Origin of the sequence: Miniphocaeibacter halophilus, assembly GCF_016458825.1 — a bacterium.
Lineage (GTDB): Bacteria > Bacillota > Clostridia > Tissierellales > Peptoniphilaceae > Miniphocaeibacter > Miniphocaeibacter halophilus.
Genome location: NZ_CP066744.1, coordinates 978,466 through 1,000,951 on the forward strand (window position 1 = coordinate 978,466; position 22,486 = coordinate 1,000,951).

Annotated in this window: 23 protein-coding genes; 10 read left to right on the top strand and 13 right to left on the bottom strand. The window is 29.2% G+C overall.

What is annotated here, in order from left to right; translation table 11 throughout:
• Window position 1: 1 nt before the first annotated feature.
• The 5 genes from JFY71_RS04800 to JFY71_RS04820 all read right to left on the bottom strand — a co-directional run bounded on the left by JFY71_RS04800 (window position 2) and on the right by JFY71_RS04820 (window position 4,478).
• Complete coding sequence (locus JFY71_RS04800) at window positions 2-373, bottom strand: ACT domain-containing protein (RefSeq protein ID WP_243661906.1); 372 nt, start codon at window positions 371-373, stop codon at window positions 2-4.
• Window positions 351-827, bottom strand: a complete 477-nt coding sequence (locus JFY71_RS04805) for a methylated-DNA--[protein]-cysteine S-methyltransferase (protein ID WP_243661907.1) — start codon at window positions 825-827, stop codon at window positions 351-353. Before JFY71_RS04805 ends, JFY71_RS04800 begins: the two co-directional genes overlap by 23 nt.
• Window positions 828-933: 106 nt before the next feature.
• Complete coding sequence (locus tag JFY71_RS04810) at window positions 934-3,225, bottom strand: xanthine dehydrogenase family protein molybdopterin-binding subunit (RefSeq protein WP_243661908.1); 2,292 nt, start codon at window positions 3,223-3,225, stop codon at window positions 934-936.
• Between the two features lies 1 nt (window position 3,226).
• A complete protein-coding gene (locus tag JFY71_RS04815) occupies window positions 3,227-3,673 on the bottom strand; it encodes a (2Fe-2S)-binding protein (protein ID WP_243661909.1) in 447 nt (148 codons plus the stop codon).
• On the bottom strand, window positions 3,651-4,478 hold the full coding sequence (locus JFY71_RS04820; protein WP_243661910.1) for an FAD binding domain-containing protein: 828 nt from the start codon (window positions 4,476-4,478) through the stop codon (window positions 3,651-3,653). The genes JFY71_RS04815 and JFY71_RS04820 overlap by 23 nt, the downstream gene beginning before the upstream one ends.
• Before the next feature lie 193 nt (window positions 4,479-4,671).
• Here JFY71_RS04820 and JFY71_RS04825 point away from each other — a divergent pair, with 193 nt between their 5' ends.
• Window positions 4,672-5,082: a hypothetical protein gene (locus JFY71_RS04825; RefSeq protein WP_243661911.1), complete on the top strand. Its 411-nt coding sequence runs from the start codon at window positions 4,672-4,674 to the stop codon at window positions 5,080-5,082.
• Between the two features lie 42 nt (window positions 5,083-5,124).
• On the opposite strand, the gene JFY71_RS04830 is transcribed toward JFY71_RS04825, so the two are convergent.
• The 3 genes from JFY71_RS04830 to JFY71_RS04840 form a co-directional block, all read right to left on the bottom strand.
• Complete coding sequence (locus tag JFY71_RS04830; RefSeq protein ID WP_243661912.1) at window positions 5,125-5,910, bottom strand: glucose 1-dehydrogenase; 786 nt, start codon at window positions 5,908-5,910, stop codon at window positions 5,125-5,127.
• Between the two features lie 136 nt (window positions 5,911-6,046).
• Window positions 6,047-6,706 carry a P-II family nitrogen regulator gene (locus JFY71_RS04835; protein WP_243661913.1) on the bottom strand — a complete coding sequence of 220 codons (660 nt, stop codon included), beginning with the start codon at window positions 6,704-6,706 and terminating at the stop codon, window positions 6,047-6,049.
• On the bottom strand, window positions 6,699-8,180 hold the full coding sequence (locus JFY71_RS04840; protein ID WP_243661914.1) for a DUF1538 domain-containing protein: 1,482 nt from the start codon (window positions 8,178-8,180) through the stop codon (window positions 6,699-6,701). Before JFY71_RS04840 ends, JFY71_RS04835 begins: the two co-directional genes overlap by 8 nt.
• A 687-nt stretch (window positions 8,181-8,867) precedes the next feature.
• Between JFY71_RS04840 and JFY71_RS04845 the strand changes: the two genes are divergently transcribed.
• The 6 genes from JFY71_RS04845 to JFY71_RS04870 all read left to right on the top strand — a co-directional run bounded on the left by JFY71_RS04845 (window position 8,868) and on the right by JFY71_RS04870 (window position 15,390).
• Window positions 8,868-9,947 (top strand): ABC transporter substrate-binding protein, encoded by a 1,080-nt coding sequence (locus JFY71_RS04845; RefSeq protein ID WP_243661915.1) that lies wholly within the window; start codon window positions 8,868-8,870, stop codon window positions 9,945-9,947.
• Between the two features lie 42 nt (window positions 9,948-9,989).
• On the top strand, window positions 9,990-11,609 hold the full coding sequence (locus JFY71_RS04850; protein ID WP_243661916.1) for an ABC transporter permease: 1,620 nt from the start codon (window positions 9,990-9,992) through the stop codon (window positions 11,607-11,609).
• Window positions 11,609-12,553: an ABC transporter ATP-binding protein gene (locus JFY71_RS04855; RefSeq protein WP_243661917.1), complete on the top strand. Its 945-nt coding sequence runs from the start codon at window positions 11,609-11,611 to the stop codon at window positions 12,551-12,553. The genes JFY71_RS04850 and JFY71_RS04855 overlap by 1 nt, the downstream gene beginning before the upstream one ends.
• Window positions 12,554-12,562: 9 nt before the next feature.
• On the top strand, window positions 12,563-13,843 hold the full coding sequence (locus tag JFY71_RS04860) for a glycosyltransferase family 4 protein (protein WP_243661918.1): 1,281 nt from the start codon (window positions 12,563-12,565) through the stop codon (window positions 13,841-13,843).
• Window positions 13,809-14,462: a DNA alkylation repair protein gene (locus JFY71_RS04865; protein WP_243661919.1), complete on the top strand. Its 654-nt coding sequence runs from the start codon at window positions 13,809-13,811 to the stop codon at window positions 14,460-14,462. Before JFY71_RS04860 ends, JFY71_RS04865 begins: the two co-directional genes overlap by 35 nt.
• Before the next feature lie 76 nt (window positions 14,463-14,538).
• Window positions 14,539-15,390, top strand: a complete 852-nt coding sequence (locus JFY71_RS04870; RefSeq protein ID WP_243661920.1) for an AraC family transcriptional regulator — start codon at window positions 14,539-14,541, stop codon at window positions 15,388-15,390.
• 68 nt (window positions 15,391-15,458) lie between these two features.
• On the opposite strand, the gene JFY71_RS04875 is transcribed toward JFY71_RS04870, so the two are convergent.
• Window positions 15,459-15,953: a hypothetical protein gene (locus tag JFY71_RS04875; protein WP_243661921.1), complete on the bottom strand. Its 495-nt coding sequence runs from the start codon at window positions 15,951-15,953 to the stop codon at window positions 15,459-15,461.
• Window positions 15,954-16,150: 197 nt separating this feature from the next.
• A complete protein-coding gene (locus JFY71_RS04880; RefSeq protein ID WP_243661922.1) occupies window positions 16,151-16,687 on the bottom strand; it encodes a GNAT family N-acetyltransferase in 537 nt (178 codons plus the stop codon).
• A gap of 97 nt (window positions 16,688-16,784) precedes the next feature.
• On the opposite strand from JFY71_RS04880, the gene JFY71_RS04885 reads away from it, so the two are divergent.
• The 3 genes from JFY71_RS04885 to JFY71_RS04895 all read left to right on the top strand — a co-directional run bounded on the left by JFY71_RS04885 (window position 16,785) and on the right by JFY71_RS04895 (window position 18,872).
• On the top strand, window positions 16,785-17,417 hold the full coding sequence (locus tag JFY71_RS04885; protein WP_243661923.1) for a DUF421 domain-containing protein: 633 nt from the start codon (window positions 16,785-16,787) through the stop codon (window positions 17,415-17,417).
• A gap of 212 nt (window positions 17,418-17,629) precedes the next feature.
• On the top strand, window positions 17,630-18,046 hold the full coding sequence (locus JFY71_RS04890) for a type III PLP-dependent enzyme domain-containing protein (RefSeq protein ID WP_243661924.1): 417 nt from the start codon (window positions 17,630-17,632) through the stop codon (window positions 18,044-18,046).
• Window positions 17,982-18,872 (top strand): type III PLP-dependent enzyme domain-containing protein, encoded by an 891-nt coding sequence (locus JFY71_RS04895; RefSeq protein ID WP_243661925.1) that lies wholly within the window; start codon window positions 17,982-17,984, stop codon window positions 18,870-18,872. The genes JFY71_RS04890 and JFY71_RS04895 overlap by 65 nt, the downstream gene beginning before the upstream one ends.
• Before the next feature lie 42 nt (window positions 18,873-18,914).
• Here JFY71_RS04895 and JFY71_RS04900 read toward each other — a convergent pair whose 3' ends face one another.
• The 3 genes from JFY71_RS04900 to JFY71_RS04910 are packed head-to-tail and all read right to left on the bottom strand — an operon-like array spanning window position 18,915 to window position 22,479.
• Window positions 18,915-19,841: an AEC family transporter gene (locus JFY71_RS04900; protein ID WP_243661926.1), complete on the bottom strand. Its 927-nt coding sequence runs from the start codon at window positions 19,839-19,841 to the stop codon at window positions 18,915-18,917.
• Window positions 19,842-19,857: 16 nt separating this feature from the next.
• Window positions 19,858-21,183, bottom strand: a complete 1,326-nt coding sequence (locus JFY71_RS04905; RefSeq protein WP_243661927.1) for a glutathionylspermidine synthase family protein — start codon at window positions 21,181-21,183, stop codon at window positions 19,858-19,860.
• Window positions 21,184-22,479: a glutamate--cysteine ligase gene (locus tag JFY71_RS04910; RefSeq protein WP_243661928.1), complete on the bottom strand. Its 1,296-nt coding sequence runs from the start codon at window positions 22,477-22,479 to the stop codon at window positions 21,184-21,186. It lies immediately after the preceding gene.
• Window positions 22,480-22,486 lie beyond the last annotated feature (7 nt).

Sequence of the window (22,486 nt, forward strand, 5' to 3'; positions counted from 1 at the left end):
TTTATTCCTCTGTAATTTCATAACCATTTCTTTCTAATTCGTCTATAGATTTATTAAGCTCTTCTTTTTTTATTAAAATATAATCTGTATTAAATGTGGAAATAACAAATACAGACACCTTAATTTTCGATAACAACTGTGAAATTTTAGCTATTATTCCAACTAGTGAAAAATCTAAAACTCCTTCTATTACCATACATTTCCAATCTTTTTCAATTTCTGTGGCATTTGAAGGAAGATTTTTTTCTTCACAAACTAAAGATTTTTCCTCATTGGTTTTTCCAATAAATATAAAATCATCATTTAAATCTACATATTCATAATTTTCCACTTTACAAACAAGAAAATCCCTATTTAGTACCTTTATTTTCACTATATTTTTCCTCTAATTCCAATAATCTTTTCTTTATGGAAAGTCCTCCACCATATCCTACAAGCTTTCTATTTTTACCAATTACCCGATGACATGGAATAACTATTACTATGGGATTTTTATTATTTGCATTACCAACAGCTCTACAAGCTTTTTCATTACCTATATCCTTAGCTATATCTTCATAGGAACAGGTTTTTCCATAGGGTATTTTCTTTAAAGAGTTCCAAACCCTATTTTGAAAATCTGTCCCCTTGGTTTTTAAAGGTAAATCAAATTCCTTTCTTTTACCTTGTAAATATTCTTCTATTTGTTTAAAGGCCTCTTTTGTAAGTTCTGTTTCTAGAAGCTGCCCTTCAAATTTTTTTGTAAAACTAATATTTGTTATACGAGAATTTTCCTCTGCTATATATAAATCACATAAATCCGTATTATATCTATAATATTTTTTCATTTTATATTCCTTTCGAAATTTATATGTACTTTTTTATTATTTTACAAGATATTTATGCTATTTACTTATTATACCAAAAAGCAGCCATATATATGACTGCCTAATATTAATATCCTATTATTTTCTTTAATACATGCTCTGCCTTAATCGGTAATTTACTAAACTGTGTTCCAATACCATTTAATAAGGCTCCGTTTATTGCAGGAGCTGGTGTATTTATTACTACCTCTCCAATGGATTTAGCACCAAAAGGTCCCGTAGGCTCATAACTTTCTTGAAAATCTATTGTTAATTCACCAATATCCTTTCTTGTTGGAATTTTATATTGTAGGAATTCATCAGTTAGAAGTCTTCCTTCTTTTGAATAAACAACATCTTCATATAAGGCTAAACCTATTCCCTGTACAACTCCACCTTCAACTTGAACTCTTGCTAAATTTTCATTAATAACTGTACCACAATCCACTACTGCAACATAATTTACTACTTTTACTTGGCCTGTTAAAATATCCGTTTCTAACTCTGCAAAGCCGGCTACATATGGTGGTGGAGATGTGTCTGAACCAAAGGAACCTGAGCCCATTATGGTCTTTCCTTCAGCACCGGAACTTAATTCCTCTGCCAGATCTTTTAATGACATAACTTCTTTTCCTGTATTAGTCATAATCATTCCCTTATTAAGGTCCATGTCTCCAAAATAAATACCTGTTTTTTCTGAAGCTTCTTTTAAAATATTTCTCTTTAATTTATTAGCTGCTCTAACTACTGCTCCTCCCGTTACATATACACCACTTGATGCATAAGAACCTGGGTCATAGGGAGTAATGTCCGTATCGGCGGAAATTGTAATAATATCATCTATATTGCATTTTAAAATCTCTGCTGCCATTTGACTTAAAACCGTATCGGCTCCGGCACCGTTGTCTGTTGCACTGATTAAAAGAGAAAAATCCCCCTCTTCATTTAATTTAATATTTACCGTTGAAGTATCAATATTTGCAATTCCCGACCCCTGCATAGTAATAGCCATTCCTACAGAACGAATATTTCCATTTGATAAAACCTTAGATGGATATTTTTCTTCCCATCCTATTAATTTCCTACCTTTTAAAATACATTCTTCCAACTTTGAACTTAAAATGTTTTGATTATAGGCAAGGGTTGTCTCCCCTTCTTTTGTAATATTTTTAAGCCTTAATTTACTTGGATCCATGTTTATTTTCTTAGCTAATTCATTTACTGCCGATTCAACAGCAAAACACCCCTGTGTTGCCCCATAACCTCTAAAAGCTCCTCCCGGAACCTTGTTGGTATAAACTACCTTTCCATGAAATCTTGCAGATTTTAACTTATTGTATAGAGGTAATGACTTATCACCAACAAGGCCTAAAGTAGTAAAACCATGTTCTCCATAAGCACCTTGATCAGATAGGGCATCTAAATCAATTACATTTATTCTTCCATCCTCTTCTGCTCCAATTTTTACCTTAACTTTCATTTTATGTCTTGTGTTTGAAGCTATATAATTTTCTTTTCTTGATAGTTTAATCATACATGGTTTTCCGGTTTTCATAGTTGCAAAGGCTGCGTATATTTCAGTTACAGATGTTTGCTTACCACCAAAGCCTCCACCTATTCTAGGTTTTATTATTCTAATTTTAGAGGCAGGAATTCCCAAAGCCACCGATAACTGTCTTTTTATATGAAAGGGAACCTGGGTTGATGTTATAACAGTAAGTCGCATTAAATGATCATAATATGAATAGGACCTATAGGTTTCCATCATACTATGAGCTTGTTCTTGCATGGTATATTCTTCTTCTATTTTTACCGGAGAATCTTCAAAAGTTTTTTCCGGATCTTCACCAAAGACCTTATTTATTTCTCCAACAATATTTTTTGAAAGATCATATTTTACAAAATCCTTAGAGCCTTTAAAAAAAGTTCCATCTTCTTCTGAATGTACTTTTATATGACTTGTTTCTGATTTTTCAAAATCCAGTAATGGTTCTAAAACCTCATATTTTACCTTAATTAAATTTAATGCCCTATTACATATTTTTTCATCTGCAGCAACTACAATAGCCACAGGGTCTCCAACATACCTAACATGTTTATCCAATAATAACCTATCATATGGAGATAGTTCCGGGTAGGTTTGCCCGGCCATACAAAACCTGTTTTTAGGAACATCTTCATAGGTGAAAACCCCTTCAACACCAACAGTTCTTTCAGCTCTGGATTTGTCTATACTCTTTATTATTGCATTAGCATGCGGGCTTCTTAAAAGCTTTACACATAATGTATTTTTAATAGCCAAGTCCTCTGTATATATAGGTTTTCCTAAAGTTATAGCTTCACTATCTATTTTTTTAATCTTTTTTCCTATATTCCCCATATTATACCTCTAAATATTTCTGTATAGCTCTCATTTGACTAGCATAGCCTGTACATCTACAGAGATTTCCCATTAAATATGTTTTAATTTCCTCATCGGTAAATTTTTTATTCTGTCTTTTCAAGGCTATAACATTCATTATAAAACCGGGATTACAAAAACCACATTGGTCCCCACCTTCTTCCGCTAAAAAAGTTCCGAATTTTTTAGCTTCTTCCTGTACACCTTCAATTGTAGTAATATTTTTCCCTAAAGCCCTTAAAGCCAAATATCCACAGGATAGAATTGGAAGACCGTCAACCCAAACTGTACAAAGACCACAGCTTGATGAGTCACACCCTCTTTTTACACTTGTAAATCCTAAATGTCTTAATACATCAATTAGCATTCCTTCAGGTTTTACATGGGTAACATATTCTTTTTCATTAATCATAAGCGATATTTTCATTTAAAACCTCCTTTAATGCTTTTTGAAGTAACCCTTTTGATAAATATGTTCTGTATTCCTTTGAAGCTCTCATATTTGTTCCAAACTCAACTTCATTAACAAGAATTTCTCCCGCATTTTTTACAAGCTCATCGAAGGTTAAAATATCGTAATGTTCTGTAATATATTCAGAAGTCCTTTCTGCAATTATTGCTTTCATAGGTCTGGCTCCTACAACTACTTTAAATTCGTCCTTTATTCTTGATAGAGTTAAATTTAAAATACAAAAATCCCCAGCAGTAGCCCTTACACCTGTATAGTATGCAAAGCTCTCCTCAATAGGGATTTCCACTTCTATTAAAATATCTCTGTTTCCAGATGTTTTCCTTCTATTTATAAAATCAGATAAATTCATCCAACCGCCATTATATAGATGCACCCTTGCATTTAAGGCCAAAAAAACAGGAACTATATCAGAAAATCCATAATTGGCATATACCGAAGCACCTACAGTTGCCATATTACGTAATTGTTTTGACGATATAGTTTCTATCATTTTTTTTATAACTCCACCTGAATAACTTTGTAAAAAGCTATTTTCTTCTAGTTGAGATAGAGTTACTGATGTACCTATTGAAATAATTCTGTCATTAATATTTATTTTATTTAAATGTAAGTTAGATAAATCTATTCCTACACCTAATTTTTTATTGCTCATCTTTAAAAACATATTTCCACCTAAGACCATATTCCTTTTTGACTTAGTCAAAATATCATAAGCGTCTTTTATGGAATCAGCTTCATAAAATTCCCTTAAAGTAAACAATAGTTCCCCCTTAAAATTGAAAAAAAGTATTCTCTAACAATGAAATTATATCATATTTAATAAGTAATAAATATGCAAACCGTCATTTTTCAGTATTTGAAAAAAATAAAATATTGACATCATATATAAAATAATATACAGTAAAATCAATATTATTTGTTAAATATTTAATTTATTTATAGAAAGGATTGTAATGGAAAAGAAAAAAGAAGTAAAGATAGGATTATTAATAGTATTTTCTATTTTATTTGCCATGAGTTTAGTAGAATCTATTTATTTTGTTTTTTCTACTAAGCAATTTAACACACAAATAATTTTTTATATTGCAATTGCATTATTATGTGGAATAGGTTTAGCTTATGCAGTTTATAGTATAAAAATATTAAAAAATAATAGAACTACAAAATTTGTTCCATCAAAGGATATTGCAGAATCCGTAACTGGAGTTATTTTTTGTCTATATATTATTATTGAAAAAACTCGTAAATTCATATTTAAAAAATTTGATACCTTTGACTATATAATATATATTCTATTAATAGTGGCATTTATCGCATTAATGATATCTTTAATTATGTCCTATATTGAAAAAAGAAGAAAATAGAGTAGGAAGTCATTTAGACTTTTACTCTATTTTTTCTTAATATTAATATTGATTTGATTGTCCACCATCGATTACTATCATTTGTCCAACAATATACCGGGATTTTTCTGAAAATAAAAATGAAACTACATCTGCAACTTCTTCCGGTACACCAAGTCTTTTAGTTGGATTATTTGCAGCAAATTCCCTTTCAGCCTGTTCGGGATTTTCAGGATTCATCATTTTAAAAGCTTGTTCCACCATAGGTGTTTTTATAGCTCCCGGACATATTGCATTTACTCTAATATTTTTATCTGCATATTCAGATGCCATATTTTTAGTAATACCTGCCACTCCATGTTTTGATGCTACATAGGCTGACTGATTAACAACTCCTCTTAATCCACCAACTGATGACGTGTTAACAATTGTACCTTTCGCTTGCTTTTCCATAACCTCTATAACATATTTTAAACCGTAAACAACACCCATTAAGTTTATATCTATTACTGAACGATAAACATCCATATCATATTTCGTTATAGGCTCTTGTAATCCTTCAATTCCTGCATTATTGAAAAAATAGTCTATTCTACTATATTCCTTTACTGTAGCATCAACATATTTTTTTGTATCTTTTTCACTGGATACATCAGCCTTTATAATTAATACTTCTGCCTTTGGCACATTTGAAATAATGTTTTCTTTTGCTTTCTGTAAAGAATCTTCTTTTCTACCAACAATAGCTATTTTTGCTCCTTCCTTAGCAAGAGTTGTTGCAGTAGCCAATCCTAAACCGGAATTACCTCCTGTAATAAGAGCTATTTTACCTTCATGAATTTTTGTCAATTTAACCCCTCCTTGATAATGTAAATCATTTATACCCATTTCTTTAATTAGTTAAAACTTTTTGTTTTATTGTTGAATAGGTTATTTTTTTATTCGACAATAAAAAATGGATATGCCCTAACATATCCATTTTCCTTTATTCTACTAAACCAACAGCATCTTCTACATTCATTACAAAGATTATTCCTTTTCCTGGTTTATCTATTTCCAAATCTTCTTTTATCCTACTTACAATTGTATTTGTTTTACTGGATTCAACAAGCATAAATACTATTTCCTTTTCAGGCTCTATTACTATATTAAATAGTGAACCTTTTTCATGTATTCCTGAACCACGTCCATGTATTACTGTTGCCCCTCTTGCTCCGGATTTTTCTGCAGATTCTATTACATCATCAGCATTTCCTCTTTCAACTATTACAAACACTGCTTCGTAACCCATTTTTTCACTCCTATTAGTAATATTAGCTATATTTTCCTGACAAACATTTCCCATTACTTCTTTTAAAAGTATGTTAAAAGCAATTCCCTTATTTGGTTTTTCAAAATGAAATACTTCTTTTAATAATTTAAAAAGTCTATCTGATAAATCATTTGGTATTACCATTATTAGTATTTCTTTTTTTATTTCATATAATTCTAATAAATGTAATAGTCCGCCACTTGCTGTTCCTGTACCATAGATTATGGTACCACCTTTTACACCTATTTTTTTTGATTCTTCTAATATTTTACTTGCTTTTCCCTTATCTACTACTACGAAAAAGGCACTGTATGAAATATCTTTATTATACATTTTCTACACCTTCTTTCTTGGTTTTGAATTTAAATAATAAACCTAATATCATTATTGCTATTATTGGTACCATAGCAACCATGGCTATTACTCCAAAACCATCTCTTAAAACATCTGCTGTAGGTATCATATCTGCTGCTCCTTGAGTAAATGCTAAAACAAAAGTTGCAGTCATTGGCCCTGACGCTACACCTCCGGAATCAAAGGCTATACCTACAAATAATGGAGGAACAAAAAAACTAAGTATTATAGCTATTATAAACCCTGGAACCAAAATCATCCAGATTTTTAATTCAGGAATAGTTATTCTCAATGTAGATAAAAATACTGCTAAAGATACTCCTATAGATAAGGTAGCCAATATAAGCTTTCTAGGAATATAACCTGTTGTTACCTCTTCTACTTGATTTGACAATACATATACTGCCGGTTCTGCTAATACAACAACCATTCCTATTACAAGCCCTAGTAGTGGAAATATTAAGGCATTATCCAGTCCTGCTACTTTTGCCCCTATAAGCCTTGCTACATCTAAAAATCCTGCATTAACTCCTGTTAAGAAGAGAACTAAACCTAGGTAAGTGTATATCATTCCTATCATGATTCTAAGAAATTCTCTTTTTCTCAATTTGAAAACTACAAAATTAAAGACTATAAATAACAATGTAATAGGTAAAAGTGCTACTAAGGACTCTAGGAAGGTACTTCCTAAAATTTCTACAAGCGGTCCAAAGATTCCCCTGGTTGGTTCAAAAATCTCTGCTGTACCTTGAATTTTATCGGCACCAAAAACCAAACTCATTATCATAACTGCAAGAATAGGTCCTGCTGATGCCATTCCTACTAATCCAAAGCTGTCCTCTTCTCCTGCATTTGAACCTTTGAGTTTTGAAACTCCTAAACCCATTGCTAAAATGAAAGGAGTTGTCATTGCCCCAGTTGTTGCTCCAGATGCATCAAAGGCAATTGCTTGAAATTCTTCAGATACAAAAGCGAATATTAAAAAAATTATTCCATATATTACTGCAAATGCCCTACTGAACTTTACATTAAATAATATTCTTAAAAATCCTGCTGCTACTAAAACTCCTACTCCAACAGACACTACTCCAACTATTAAGTTGGGAGCTATTGCTCCACCCATTGCTGATGAAACTTGATTTGCTAAAATCAATAAATCCGGTTCTGCTACAGTTATTAGAAAGCCTAAAACAAAACCTATTATAAACACCTTTTTTATACTCCTTGATTTAGCCACATACTCTCCCATTAAAGAGCCAATAGCCGAAATACCGATTTCAGCACCCCATAAAAATACAGCTAAACCTATAATTATTATAAATGCTCCTAATAAAAACCTTAAAAACAAATCCGTTTCCACCGGTGCAACTGTAAAGTTCAATACAACAACTATTAGTGTAATTGGTAGCACAGAAAAAGAAACCTCTTTGAATTTATCTAATAAAACTTTCATATGTCACCCTCTCTCTATATTAATTTTTGAATATTAAATCTAATGTAGGTAATTATTTTATTACAGACATAAGACAAAATAAATTTTATATTTACAAATCAGCCCTATAATTTAATTATATATTTGAAAATAAAGCCTAAAACCTACTGTATTTACTTATAATAATAATACAAAAAAATACTTAAATTATAAGTATTTTAATATTGCTTATGAACATAAATTATTTCTCGAAACTATTTAACGAAAAAAGAAATTAGAATTACTCTAAATTATAAGATTAAAAATTAACTATAAATCCTTTATTACAACTAAAAATCAAACTTTAAATAAATTTATACCACTAATATTTTTTATTTAATAACTACTTACTTTAATAATAAATATACTATTATTAAGAAGTAAAATATTTTTTTAATATATTTATGTCACAGGCAATAAAAATAATAAAACCTATATATTTGTCTATTTAACCCTTGTTAAATCACCTACTTAAATTTTATTCCTGTATAATATTGTATCATAAAGATTTTTTTAAAAAAAATATTATGTATTTTATTTTTCAAAATATTCAATCCATACTAGTATAAATTGATTTTTTGTATAAATTGCTAAGATTTTTAATAAATTTTATTGACTTATATTTTCTCTAATGGTAGATTTATATTATATAGCTAATTAGGAGGGTTTATGAAAAAATCAAAATTAAGTTTAATTATTTTATTAGTATTTTCTTTATTTTTAGTTTCTTGTAGCCAAAAAGATAATACTAAAGAAACAGATGTAGTTACTACAAAAAACACTGAAGAGTCTAGCTCCTTAGACTTTGAAGGAAGAACTTTAAATGTTGTTACTACTTCAGACGCATATGTAGATTTATTTAATAAATTTGCAAAGGAAACAAATTCAAAAGTTGAATTTTTATCTATGTCCAGTGGAGAAGTTTTGGCAAAAGTAAGGGCTGAAGGTGGTACACCAATGGCTGATTTATGGTTTGGTGGCGGACTTGATGCATTTATGGACGCTAAAAACGACGACTTATTGGAAGCCCATAATTCAGACTTAACTAAAGAAGTAGACAGTAAATATAAGGATCCGGAAGGATACTGGTACTCAAAAGGTCTTACTGTTGTAGGATTTTTAGTTAATAACGACGTTATGAAGGAAAAAAATATAGAAATTCCTAAAACTTGGGCAGATTTAACCAATGAAAAATTAAAAGGTGAAGTTATTATGAGTGACCCTTCCATTTCAGGAACAAATTATGCAGCACTTAAAGGCTTGCTTGATTTGTTTGGAGAAGAAGAAGGATGGGAATATATTGAAAAACTAAATAATAATATAGACTTTTACGGTAAAAGAGGAAAGGATCCTCAAGAAAAAACTTCCGAAGGTGAATTTGCTGTTGGAATAATTCCTGCAGATAAATCAGCTTTTGACTTAGCTGAAGAAAAAAATTTAACAGTTGTATATCCTGAAGATGGGATTCCTTGGGTTCCAGAAGGAGTAGCTGTATTTAAAGGAAGTGAAAATGCTGATATTGCTAAAGCTTTTATAGATTTTATGTTAGAGGATGAAAACTTAGAAGAGTTAGCTAAATTAGACGGAAAAGATTCAGCACAAATAATAAAACCTGGAATTAAAGGATTTGATTTAGGTTTACCTGCTGATAAATTAATTGAAGAAGATTTATCAACTTTTGGCTCTGATAGAGAAGCTATTTTAAATAAATGGAAAGAAATTGCTGGAAGTAAGGCAAGTAATGACTAACTAATAAGATGGCTTTTGCCATCTTATTTTTTTGGAGAATATATGTTTAATAAAAAATTATTTAATAAAACCCTAGATAAATTTATCATGTTAACAATTTCAATTGTAGTAATTTTATTTATTTTATATCCCTTTATAGCTGTTTTTATTGAATCTTTATTTGAAGATGGAAGTATAAATTTATCTAAACTTTTTAACTTTATTATTACTGAAAAAAAATTAATATATAATTCGTTGCTTATGGCTATATTAACAGCAGTATTAACAACTACTGTAACTGTAGCAATAGCGATTTATTGGTTTATATCGGGAAAAAGACTTAAAAAAATAATAAATGCTACCTTGTTTTTAACCTTAATATCGCCACCGTTTATTTCTTCCTTATCCTACATAAATCTTTTTGGAAGAAGAGGATTTATTACTTACGAATTGCTACATTTAAGAATTAACCCCTACGGTTTACCGGGAATTGTATTTATGCAAAGTGTTGGGTTTATATCCCTTAATGCTTTAATTTTGATTGGTATTTTAAAAACCATGGATTCTTCAACAATTAATAGTGCAAGATCCCTTGGTGCAAAAACAAACAATATTATAACCGATATTATTATACCCTATTTAAAGTCCGGAATAGTCGTTGTTTTTATGCTGACCTTTGTTAGGAGCCTAGCCGACTTTTCCACACCTGCAATAATAGGTGGTTCCTATAATGTTTTAGCCACAGAAGCCTATTTAAGTATTATTTCTGCAGGAGATATTAATAGATCTGCCTTAATAAATTTAGTTTTATTTTCAATTGCAATAATTATATTTATTATTTTTAGAAACAATTTCAAAAATATTTCCACTAATAGTTTTTCCAATGGAGATAATAATATAGTAATTAACAAAAGTGGATTAATTTTTAATATTTTTAAAATAATTACAATTTTATTTTTAGGAATATTAATAATACAATATAGCTCAATTTTTATTTCCGCCTTTACTAAATCCATAGGTGGAAAAAAACATTTTACCTTAGAGCATTTTAATAACAGTAAACAATATTTTACCACTACCTATGTAAGAAGTATTGTCTATTCCTTAATAGCCGGTATTACAAGTAGTTTTCTTGGTTTATTCATAGTATATTATATGCAGATAAGAAAATTAAAGTTCTTTAAATTTATAGATTTTATTGCAACGCTACCCTATATAGTACCTGGAACTTTTTTTGGAATAGGATATATTCTAGCCTTTAACAAGGCACCCTTAAAGTTAACGGGAACCGTGTACATAGTAGTACTTAATTTGATTTTTAAGGTATTGCCCTTTGCAACTAAAACCAATTTAACTACAGTTTCTCAAATTAACAAAGAACTTACTAACTCCGTTAAGGATTTAGGTGGTTTTGGACTATATGATTTTAAAGACGTAGTCCTTCCAATGGCAAAGGAAAGTTTATTTTTAACTTTTGTCAATGGTTTCACATCATCGATGACAACAATAGGATCTATTATATTTTTAGTTTATCCTGCACAAAAACTCATAACCTTGGTTTTATTTGATGTAGTTCAAAGTGGTAAATATGGAGTTGCTTCGGTTTTATCCTGTTTAATTATACTAACCTGTCTATTAATAAATGGACTTTATTATAAAATAATTTCCAAAAAGGAGAAATAATGTTTTTAAAAATCGATAATTTAAAAAAGAGTTATGGTAAAAATACCATTCTAGAGGATTTTAATTTAGAAATAAATAAAAAGGAATTAATATGTTTACTTGGACCTAGTGGTTGTGGAAAAACCACCGTACTAAATTGTATTGGCGGTTTTATTAAAATCAATGGTGGGAATATAATTCTAGATAATAAAAATATTACAAATCTTTTTCCTGAAGATAGGGAAGTGTCTACTGTTTTTCAATCCTATGGTCTATTTCCTCATATGACCGTAATTGAAAATATAAAATATGGACTTAAGTTTAAAAATATAGCTAAAAAACAAGCTTCTTCAATGGCTATTAAAATGATGGAACTTGTAAAACTACATGGATATGAAAACAAAAAAATCAACGAATTAAGCGGTGGTGAAAAACAAAGGGTAGCCTTGGCCAGAAGTTTAGTAGTAGAGCCAAAATTACTACTTTTAGATGAGCCTCTTTCAAATTTAGATGCACTGCTAAGAGTTGAACTTCGTTCCGAAATAAAAAGAATCCATGATGAGTTAAGCTTAACAACAATTTTTGTAACCCATGACCAAGAAGAAGCCTTTTCCATTGCCGATAGAATAATATTAATGGATAAGGGAAAAATTGCCGATATGGGAACAGCTGAAGATATTTACTTTAAACCAAACAATCTATTTACCTTAAATTTTATTGGAACATCTAATATAATAGAAAAAAATGGTACAAATTATTACACTCGCCCTGAAAAAATAACAATAGAAAAACCTACAGATAAATCTAATGCTATAATTTTGGAAAAATATTTTACAGGTCAAATTATTAATTATAAAGTAAAGGACAAGAAGGGTAATTTACTAAAAGTTACAACATTAAATAATAAAGACTTTAAAATAGGTGACAATGTCTATATAGACTATAATTTAAATATAATAAATTAAGGAGAATTTATGAAAATTTTGCATATTATTGCTCAACTTCCCTCTAAAACCGGAAGCGGGGTTTACTTTTCAAACTTAATAAAAGAATTAAACAAAAACAATGAAAACTATGCTATTTATGGTCATCAGGACTGTGTTGAATATGATTTTGATGTTATACCTGATGAAAATAAATTTCCAATAAACTTCAATAATAGCAAACTGGATTTTCATATTGTAGGAATGAGTGATGTAATGCCATATAATAGCACTCGATATAAGGACATGACTCCTAAAATGTTAAACACATGGCTTAATAATTTTAAGGTCCAAATACTAAATGCCTATAACGAAATTAAGCCGGATATTATTATTTGTCATCACCTTTGGATTTTAACATCCTTAACCTTGGATTTATTAAGGGATAGATGTGACAAAATAATTGGTATTTGCCATGGTACAGATATTAGGCAGGCCTTACAAAATCCTAGATTAAAAAATAGATATGTAAAAAATTTAAATAGATTGGACAAGGTATTTGCACTAAGTGAAAATCAGGTTTCTGAAATAGTAACTACCTATAACATAGACAAAAACAAAATCCATGTTTCCGGTGGTGGATATAACCAGGATTATTTTTATAAAGATGAAAAACTTCGATACGATGAAAATAATCAATTTATAAACTTAGTTTACGCCGGGAAAATAGCCGATGCAAAAGGTGTATTTGAACTTATAGATGCCTATAAACAACTGGATTATGACAATACTATAATATTAAATATAATAGGAACTCCTCAAGGGGAAAATATTGAAAGGATTCATAAAAAATTAGATAACACGAAAAATATAAAACTGTTTAATGCAAAAAACCAAAAATCCTTAGCCCATCTTTTTAGGTATTCCAGTATTTTTATACTTCCTTCTTATTATGAGGGACTTGGCCTTGTTGCAATTGAAGCATTAGCTAGTGGAATGTATATAGTTTCTACAAAACTGGATGCCTTAATGGAAGTTTTAGGAGATGATGTTAATAATTCCAACGCCATAGAATATGTTGACCTTCCAAGACTTAAAAATGTAGATACACCATATGAAAAAGATATTCCTGAATTTGTAAATAGACTAGCAAAGGCTATTGACATACAGGTTCAAAGAGTTAAAAATAAAGAAAGAATTTCAGATGAAGTTTTAAATTCCGTTGCTAAACATTCATGGGAAAATATTGCAAATGAAATATTTAATGAAATTACAAGAGAATCTTATGAGGAATTAAATGAGTATAGAAAACTTAATCTTGGAAATGCATAAAAATAAAAATGAAGAGAATATTATTCCTATGGAAAAATATATGTTAAATAAATTTAAATTCCTAGGAATAAAATCCATTGAAAGACGAGAAATTTCTAAAGAATGTTTGAAAAAACTAAGAAAGGAGAATTTCTCCTGGGCTGTTTTTAACTCCCTTTGGATACAGGAAGAAAGGGAGTTTCAATATATTGCCATAGATTATTTAAAACTTAAAAAGAAAGAATTAAATAGTTCCGATTTACCTACAATAAAAAAATATATAGTAAGTAAAGCTTGGTGGGATTCCGTTGACAACTTCTATAGTGTTCTAAGTGAAATAGGACTTAATTATAAGATTAATAATGAAATGATTTCCTGGTCAAAAGACGAAAACCTTTGGATTAGAAGAATTTCAATAATTCATCAACTCCATAGAAAAGAAAAGACCAATACGAAGTTATTAGAGAAAATATTAAAGAACAATTTTAGCTCCCATGAATTTTTTATAAATAAAGCAATTGGCTGGGCCTTAAGGGATTATAGTAAAACCGATTTAGAATGGGTTAAGAACTTTATTGAAGATAATAAAAATTTTATGGATAAACTAAGTATAAAAGAAGGTTCTAAATATTTAAAATAAGCTCTCTTTTTTGTGCATAAAAAGAGCAGAATATATTTTTTGTTTTTCCTATAATAATTATGAAAAGAGGTAGATAATGGAATGGATAAATAATCTAAATATGGCAATAGACTATATTGAAGATAATATTACAGAAGAAATAAACTATGAAGAACTTGCAAAAATAGCCTGTTGTTCTACATATCATTTTCAAAGGATGTTTGGATATATGGCGGGTGTTTCTTTGGCTGAATATATTAGAAGAAGACGTATGTCCTTGGCTGCTGTAGATTTATTAAATAGTGACGAAAAAATCATAGAAATAGGATTAAAATATGGCTACACATCTCCAACGGCATTCAATAGAGCCTTTCAAAATATACATGGAATAAGTCCAACAAAAGCAAGAAAACATGGCACTTCTATAAAATCCTATCCACCTATAAGTTTTAAAATGACTATTAAAGGGGTAGAAGAAATGAATTATCGAATTGAAGAAAAAGCGGAGTTTCGCATTGTTGGAATATCAGAAAAATTACATAAAAATATAGAGAAAAACTTTAAAATAGTTCCTAAAATGTGGGAAGAGGCCTCTATAAACGGAACCATTCCAACATTAGTATCCTTAATGAACGAGGAACCAAGTGGAATGTTAGGAGTTTCCGCCTGTAATAATGACCAAGAATGGAGATACTTCATAGCTGTTTCCAGTTCAAAACCTATTGAAAATAATTTTGAAGAATATATTGTCCCCTCTTTTACTTGGGCTATTTTTCCCGGCTCCGGCACAGGACAATCCATTCAAAAATTAGAAGAAAGAATTATTACAGAATGGTTTCCAACATCAGGCTATGAATATGCCAATGGACCAGACATAGAAGTCTATATAAATCCGGACCCAAATAATGCCAAATATGAAGTTTGGATTCCTGTTATAAAAAAGCAATAAATTAAAAAAGATGGGTTGTCTACATAACTCATCTTTTTTTAATAATTTTTAACATCTTTATATTATGATTATTTTTTATCCTTATATTCAATTATATTTGAATTAATGTCTCCCTTATACAAATCCTTAAACTTTATATACTCGGTTTTATTTTTAAATTTTAGCATTAAAACATCATCTTCCGATAACTGCCTAACCTTTCCTTCAGGCGTTAATAAATTATTTTCATCTTTAAATTCATATCGTAATTTCCGATTTTCATCTGAATTTCTACCTAAGATTGAATTAATAAAGTTTTTCTTCATTTCATATACTGTTGCTATGTCACCACTTTCATCACTTCTTACCTCTCCTTTTTCTATAAATAAAGGATGTGGTGATATTAAAAATCCGTCCTTTTTTGCCTTAAAAGTCAATTCTACAGTATTTTCAATCTTTTCATAGGTTATAGAAACATCATTTGAATTTGCCAGCCAAGTTCTTCCCATCTTAAAGTATAAAAAAGCAAAGACTGCTGCCAATACTATTATAATTACAATAAAGGCCTTAATTCCTTTCTTCATAATTTCACTTCCCTTCTTAAATCTATTATAGCCAAAGATTTATAAGGAATGATTAAAAAACTATTACAAATTTATTAAGAAAGGTTTCTAAATTTATAATCTGTATTTTCTTTCTTTTATTAGCTAGGTAAATTTTGTATTACTATTCTTAATTAAATTTTAAGGTCCATGAAAAACTTATTTATTTTCTTCTTGTCTTAATTTAGTTGCAATTCCTTCCATTCTTCTTCCAACATACTCATTTCCCAAAGATTCCAATACTGCCTGCCATTCTTTAAAGAATCCCTTATTAAACCATCCTTCTTAAAGCCTAAGTTTTCATAACATCTTAGGGCAGATTTATTAAAATCAAAAACTCCAAGACTTGCCTTATGAAGATTTAAATCCTTAAATACAAGTTTTAAAACTTCCTCTATTGCCATCTGTCCAAAGCCTTTCCCTCTAAATTCTTCATCTCCTATTAGAACAGCCCCTATTCTTGCAATCCTATTATTTTTATCTATATTTAAAATGGCAATATGACCTATGGTTTTATTAGTACTTTTATTTCTAATTTTAAATACCAACTTATTTGCATCTTCATAATTTGCATCCTCTATATAATTTTCTAACTGCTCTTTCGTTAATGGATATTTAAAGGTGTTACCACTCCATTGGAGTAAAAACTCCCTAGAATCTATCCAGTTAATTAACTGTTGGAAGTCAGTTTTTTCAAAGTATTTTAACTCTATCATCTATATTATCCTTTCTAATAATATTTGTTTTATATTATACTATATATTGACATGTTATTTTAATAATAACTATATACATTATTTAAGGAGGAGAAAATTGGATTTTTATTTAAATAGTATTTTAAAAATCATTGTTACAGTTATAATTTTACTTATTTATATTAAAATTTCCGGCAAAAGTCAATTAGCCCCAATGTCAGCTTTTGATCAAATTGGAAATATGGTAATAGGAGCTATTGTTGGAGCAACTATACTTGATTCCGAAATGAAAATATTGGATTCTGCAATATTTATAATTATCTGGATTCTAATCTTGCTCTTTATTAGATTTCTAAAGGCAAAAAGCTTAAGGGTCAAGGAATTTATTAATGGTAAAAGAATTCAATTAATTGAAAATGGTGTTTTAATAACAGATAATTTTCTAAAAACCAAATTATCTGTTAGGGATGTTGAAATATTACTTCATAATGAAGGTATTCTCGGTGTAAATGAATTAAAGAACCTATGGTTTGAAACAAATGGTCAATTAACCTATGATAAAAAAAATGAAGAAATACTTTCCATGTTGGTAATAGAAAATGGAATATTAGATGAAAAGGTTTTAAAAGATATTGGTAAGGATAAAGATTGGCTTATGGAACAAATTGAAAAATCTGATGCCAAAAAAATTGAAGATATTTTTTGTGCTGAATGGGTTAAGGAAAAATTATGGATTTATCCTTACAATTAATAAAATCATCGGTATTTACCGGTGATTTTATAATCTACTACACTTTTAAGAAGTCATTGTATTCCATCATATTATTTTAATAAAATGCTTTCCATGTTCTATTTCTTTAATATTTGCTAAATAAATATTAACATTGCTAAGTAAAACCAGTACTGTATAATTAAAATAGATTATGTCATCTACCATATTAACCGATAATTTAAGGAGAAATAATGAAGAAATCTTTTTTAAATAATGAAAAATTATTAGAGCTTATAAAAGAATATCCCACTCCCTTTTATATTTATGATGAAAAGGGAATACGTAAAAATATAAGAAATTTATATAAGGCCTTTTCTTGGAACAAGGGATTTAAAGAATATTTTGCTGTAAAGGCTACTCCTACTCCGGAAATATTAAAAATCATGAAAGAGGAAGGCTGTGGACTTGACTGTTCCAGTATGGCTGAATTAACTTTAGCTGAGAAAACAGGATTTAAGGAAGATAACATTATGTTTTCTTCTAATGCAACACCTTACGAAGAATATGTAAAGGCAAGGGAACTGGAAGCTATTATTAACTTAGATGACTTTTCCCATATTTCATATTTGGAAAAAATATGCCGGCCTTCCAAATACTATTTGTTGTAGATATAATCCCGGAGAATTTAAAATACATAATAATATAATGGACAACCCCAAAGATGCTAAGTATGGCTTTACAAAGGAGCAGCTAAAAAAAGGATTTCTACTCCTTAAGGAAAAGGGTGTAAAAAACTTTGGTCTACACGCTTTTTTAACCAGTAATACCCTAGGAAACGATTATTATCCTGCCCTTGCAGCAATGCTATTTGAAACTGCTGTTTGGTTAAAAAAAGAAACAGGTATTGCCATTTCCTTTATAAATCTTTCTGGTGGTATAGGTATACCTTATAGGCCTGATGAAGAAGCTAATAATATATTTAAAATTGGTGAAATGGTAAAAAATGAATATAATAGAATTTTAAAGCCCCATAATCTTGACAATATTTCTATATTTACAGAGCTTGGCAGATATATTACCGGACCAAATGGTCAATTAGTCACTAGGGTAATTCATAAAAAAGAAACCTATAAAAACTATATTGGCTTAGATGCATCGGCTGCTAATTTAATTCGCCCTGCCATGTACGGAGCCTACCACCATATAACTATTTCCGGTAAGGAAAACCTAGCCAATACTAATTTATATGATATTACCGGCTCCCTATGTGAAAATAACGATAAGTTCGCTATTGATAGGAAGATGCCGGAAATTAATATTGGAGATGTCTTAATAATTCATGACACTGGAGCCCATGGTCATTCTATGGGATACAATTACAATGGAAAATTACGTTCTGCCGAATTACTTTTAAAGGAAAATGGAGACATAAAATTAATAAGAAGAGCTGAAACTTTAGATGATTATTTTTCTACAATAAGGGATTTTTTCTAATATAAAAAAAAGAATATAGAAGAGGAAAACCTCTTTTATATTCTATAATAATGAAAACAAATATTTTTCTATTAATGGTATTGTTATAACTGACAGTAATGTACTCATAAATACAGCTATGGAAGCTGAACGAATACTTTTCTTATATTGTGTAGCAAGCATTACAACCATAGAAGCTGCCGGAAATCCTACATTTAAGGTTATCATTTTTATTAAATATGTATCTAAACCAATCAATCTTGTTATTATAAATGCAAGTACTGGTAAGACTACTAACTTTATTACTGAATATACTAAAACCTTATAGTCCTTAAATAGGTATTTTATATCTATTGTTGCAAGAGATGAACCTATCATTAACATGGACAATGGTATTGTAATATTTCCTATTGAAGTAAAGATTTCATTTAACACATAAGGAACTTTTATTCCCGTTAAATATATTACTAGTGCAATTATTGCTGCTAAGAATCCCGGATTTATTAAACTTTTTAGTCCTTTTGCTCCATCTGTTGTCATATCCTTTGTAAATAAATACATTCCATAGGAGAAGAGTAAAATATTAAAGGGTAAGTTCATTATTGTAGATACAAATATAGCTGAATCTCCTAATAATGATTGAAATACAGGGTAACCTAAAAATGCTACATTTCCAAATACCATTACCACTTCATGTACTGGAAGTTCAAATTTATTTAGGGGCATTATTTTTACATATATTCTTGCAAAAACTATAAGGAAAATATAGGTTATTACCCCTATTGCCATTACTAAAAATATATTAACCGGTATAGTTCCCGATTCACTTGTAGAAATAGAGGAAATTATTAATAATGGAGATGTAATATATAGCATTAGGGTGGAAAAGGTCATATTAGCATTTTCATTTATAATTCCAATTTTTCCTGCTACATAACCAATTATTATTACACCAAATAAAACCAACATGGTACTTTGTAAACTTGACAAATAAACACCTCCTATGTTATTTTTCTTCTATAAAAATATTTGGAGCTGTATAGTAATCCCTTGCTCCAGAAATTAAGTTATCTTTTCCTATTCTTGTATAAGGTGCTATAAATTTTTCATTATATATAAACATTCCCAATACAACACCAAAGTCATTTACTTCAATTTTTCCATCATCATTAAATTCTACAAAATGAACTGGATCCATATCGTAATATTCTTGATAAATATATCCTGTTGCCAGTATTTCCCTTAATATTTTTTCAAATTCCTCTTGATTATGATCCCTTCCTGTATATATTCCATGGGAAGCATAGTCATCTACGGGTTTTAAAATATAGTTGTCCTTATTTTTACTAACTATATTATAATCCTCTTCTGTTTCAAAATCCTCAGTATATGGTATTGATTTATCTAAAAAGTCATTTTCCTCTTTTGATAAAATTCTTCTTGTTTCTTTCAGTCTAAATATTTTATAGGTTGGTTTATAGTGCATAATTTGACTTCTAAAGGAGCCTAACATCATAAATGCATTATTTTTATAGGCTTCAATAAAGGGCTTTATATCCTTTAGAATTTTCATTAATTCAACTGTAACAATTCTTCTGTACACTAAATCTATTTCATAGTCACCATAAAGCAATTTCCCATTTTTATATTCAAGATTTTTTATATCTACAATTTCACAGTTTAAACCTAGTTTTTCATAGGCTTTTTTAAACTCTCTAAATTCATAGGAAGTTCCTATTTCCAATATATCCACTATTGCTACATTGGGTTTTTTCGTATTTCCCTTATATTTTTTATACATTTCATAGGATATTTCAGCCCAGGAGTTGATTAAATCAATATTTGATAGTTTGTATTTTTGGGAAAACTCCTTCATTGCCTCTGTTTCAAGTAATATTGGACCTAAGGTATTATCCTCATTCATAGCAGAGGAACCATCTGTGTTAAATTCTACAAATTTAAATTTATCCCTTCCATTATAAAAAACATCATACCTACATATTGGAACAGGTATGTCATAACCTGGGTCATGGATAATTAATTCTTCTAATTCTTTTGAAAATTTAAATAATTTTCTATATTCCTTGTTTTCTACATATTCTTTGGTTATTTTTTTTGTAATGGACATTAACATATCGGACATATATTGGAAATCTTTTTTATTTTCCTTGTCATAAAATAATCCCTGATATGTAACTGGTATTGGTTCTCCCTTGTATATAGCGTTGGAATGCTTTACCTTGTCCAACATATTTAAATAGTCTTTATAATAAAATTTTTCATCTTTTTTTATTATATCTACATATTCATTTACGTATTTATCGTTATACATTTAATTTTCCATTTTTAATACTACCGAGTTTACAGCAGTATTAAGTCCTTCCTTTATATATATTTCTTCAAATTTATCTCTTGGAGTTTTACCGGAATCAATTAGTGTTTTCAAAGGCTTTAAATAATTTCTTTCATCTTCATCTAAGCCTTTTGATGCTAATTCTATTAAAAACTTACCGTGTTCTAATATTGTTTTATTTAAATAAACTGCGTTAATACCATGTTTTTGAACCTCTTCTTTTCCTTCTATGGCTTCTTTATAACTTGTTCCTTTTGACATTTTACACATTTCCTTTAAATTATTATCGTTATAAAAAAGTCCTTTAATCAAGGCTACTGCAGCAAAATTTAATGGATACGGTATTGAATCAAACATTCTCATTTCAATATAGGTCTTTACTCTTACATCTGGAAAAACTATTGATAAGGCCTGAAATATTAGGCTTTCGTCTAGTTGGTATTCATCTGCAATATCCTCTAATGTTCTATTTTTTGTATAAATATATTCACCATTCTTTTCAATAAAAATCGGAGGGGTATTTAATATTTTTTCTGCATATTTTTCATAACTTATACTCTCATCAAAGGCAATGTCAAAAAGTCCAGACCTTTCCTTATCGGTATTTTCCCAAATTTTTTGTCGTATTGTATATATTTCTAAAGGTTCTTTTTCAAATATGTATGTATTATCAAATAATCCGTAAAAAATAGGAGTTAATACATTTGCAAGAAAATACTTTCTTCTAAAATCATCTTCATTTAAATAATCGATAGTTACTTGTAAAGATGCTGTACCCTTCATCATATTATGGGCCATATTTCCTTTGTTTTTAAAATAATCATACATATAGTCATATCTTTTTTTAGGAAGTATTTTTATTTCATCTATTTTCATATTTGGATGGTATCCTAAAGAAACTAACACTTGATTTTTACTATTTAAATAAGGTACTAACTCATTAAAAAAACATTTAAATTTATTTTCTAAATTCTTTATATCCGTATTGGATTTAATGGCAACCTCAAATTGACTACCAGGTTCTGTACTAATGGTTAGGTCCCCTTTTTCCAAACCTAGTACATATTCTCCTTCTTTATAGGGAATAAAACCCTTAGTAGTCAAATACTCCAATGTTTCGCCAACGCCATTTTCTCCATAGTAGGACACGGTTTTTAAATCGTCCTTATTTATAATGAAGTTTTCCATTTCAACGCCAATGGTAAAATCTTCCAGTTTTTTCTCGCCAGCCTTAATATAGTCAGCTATTTTTTTTATTTTTTCTTGTTTTTTCATTATTATT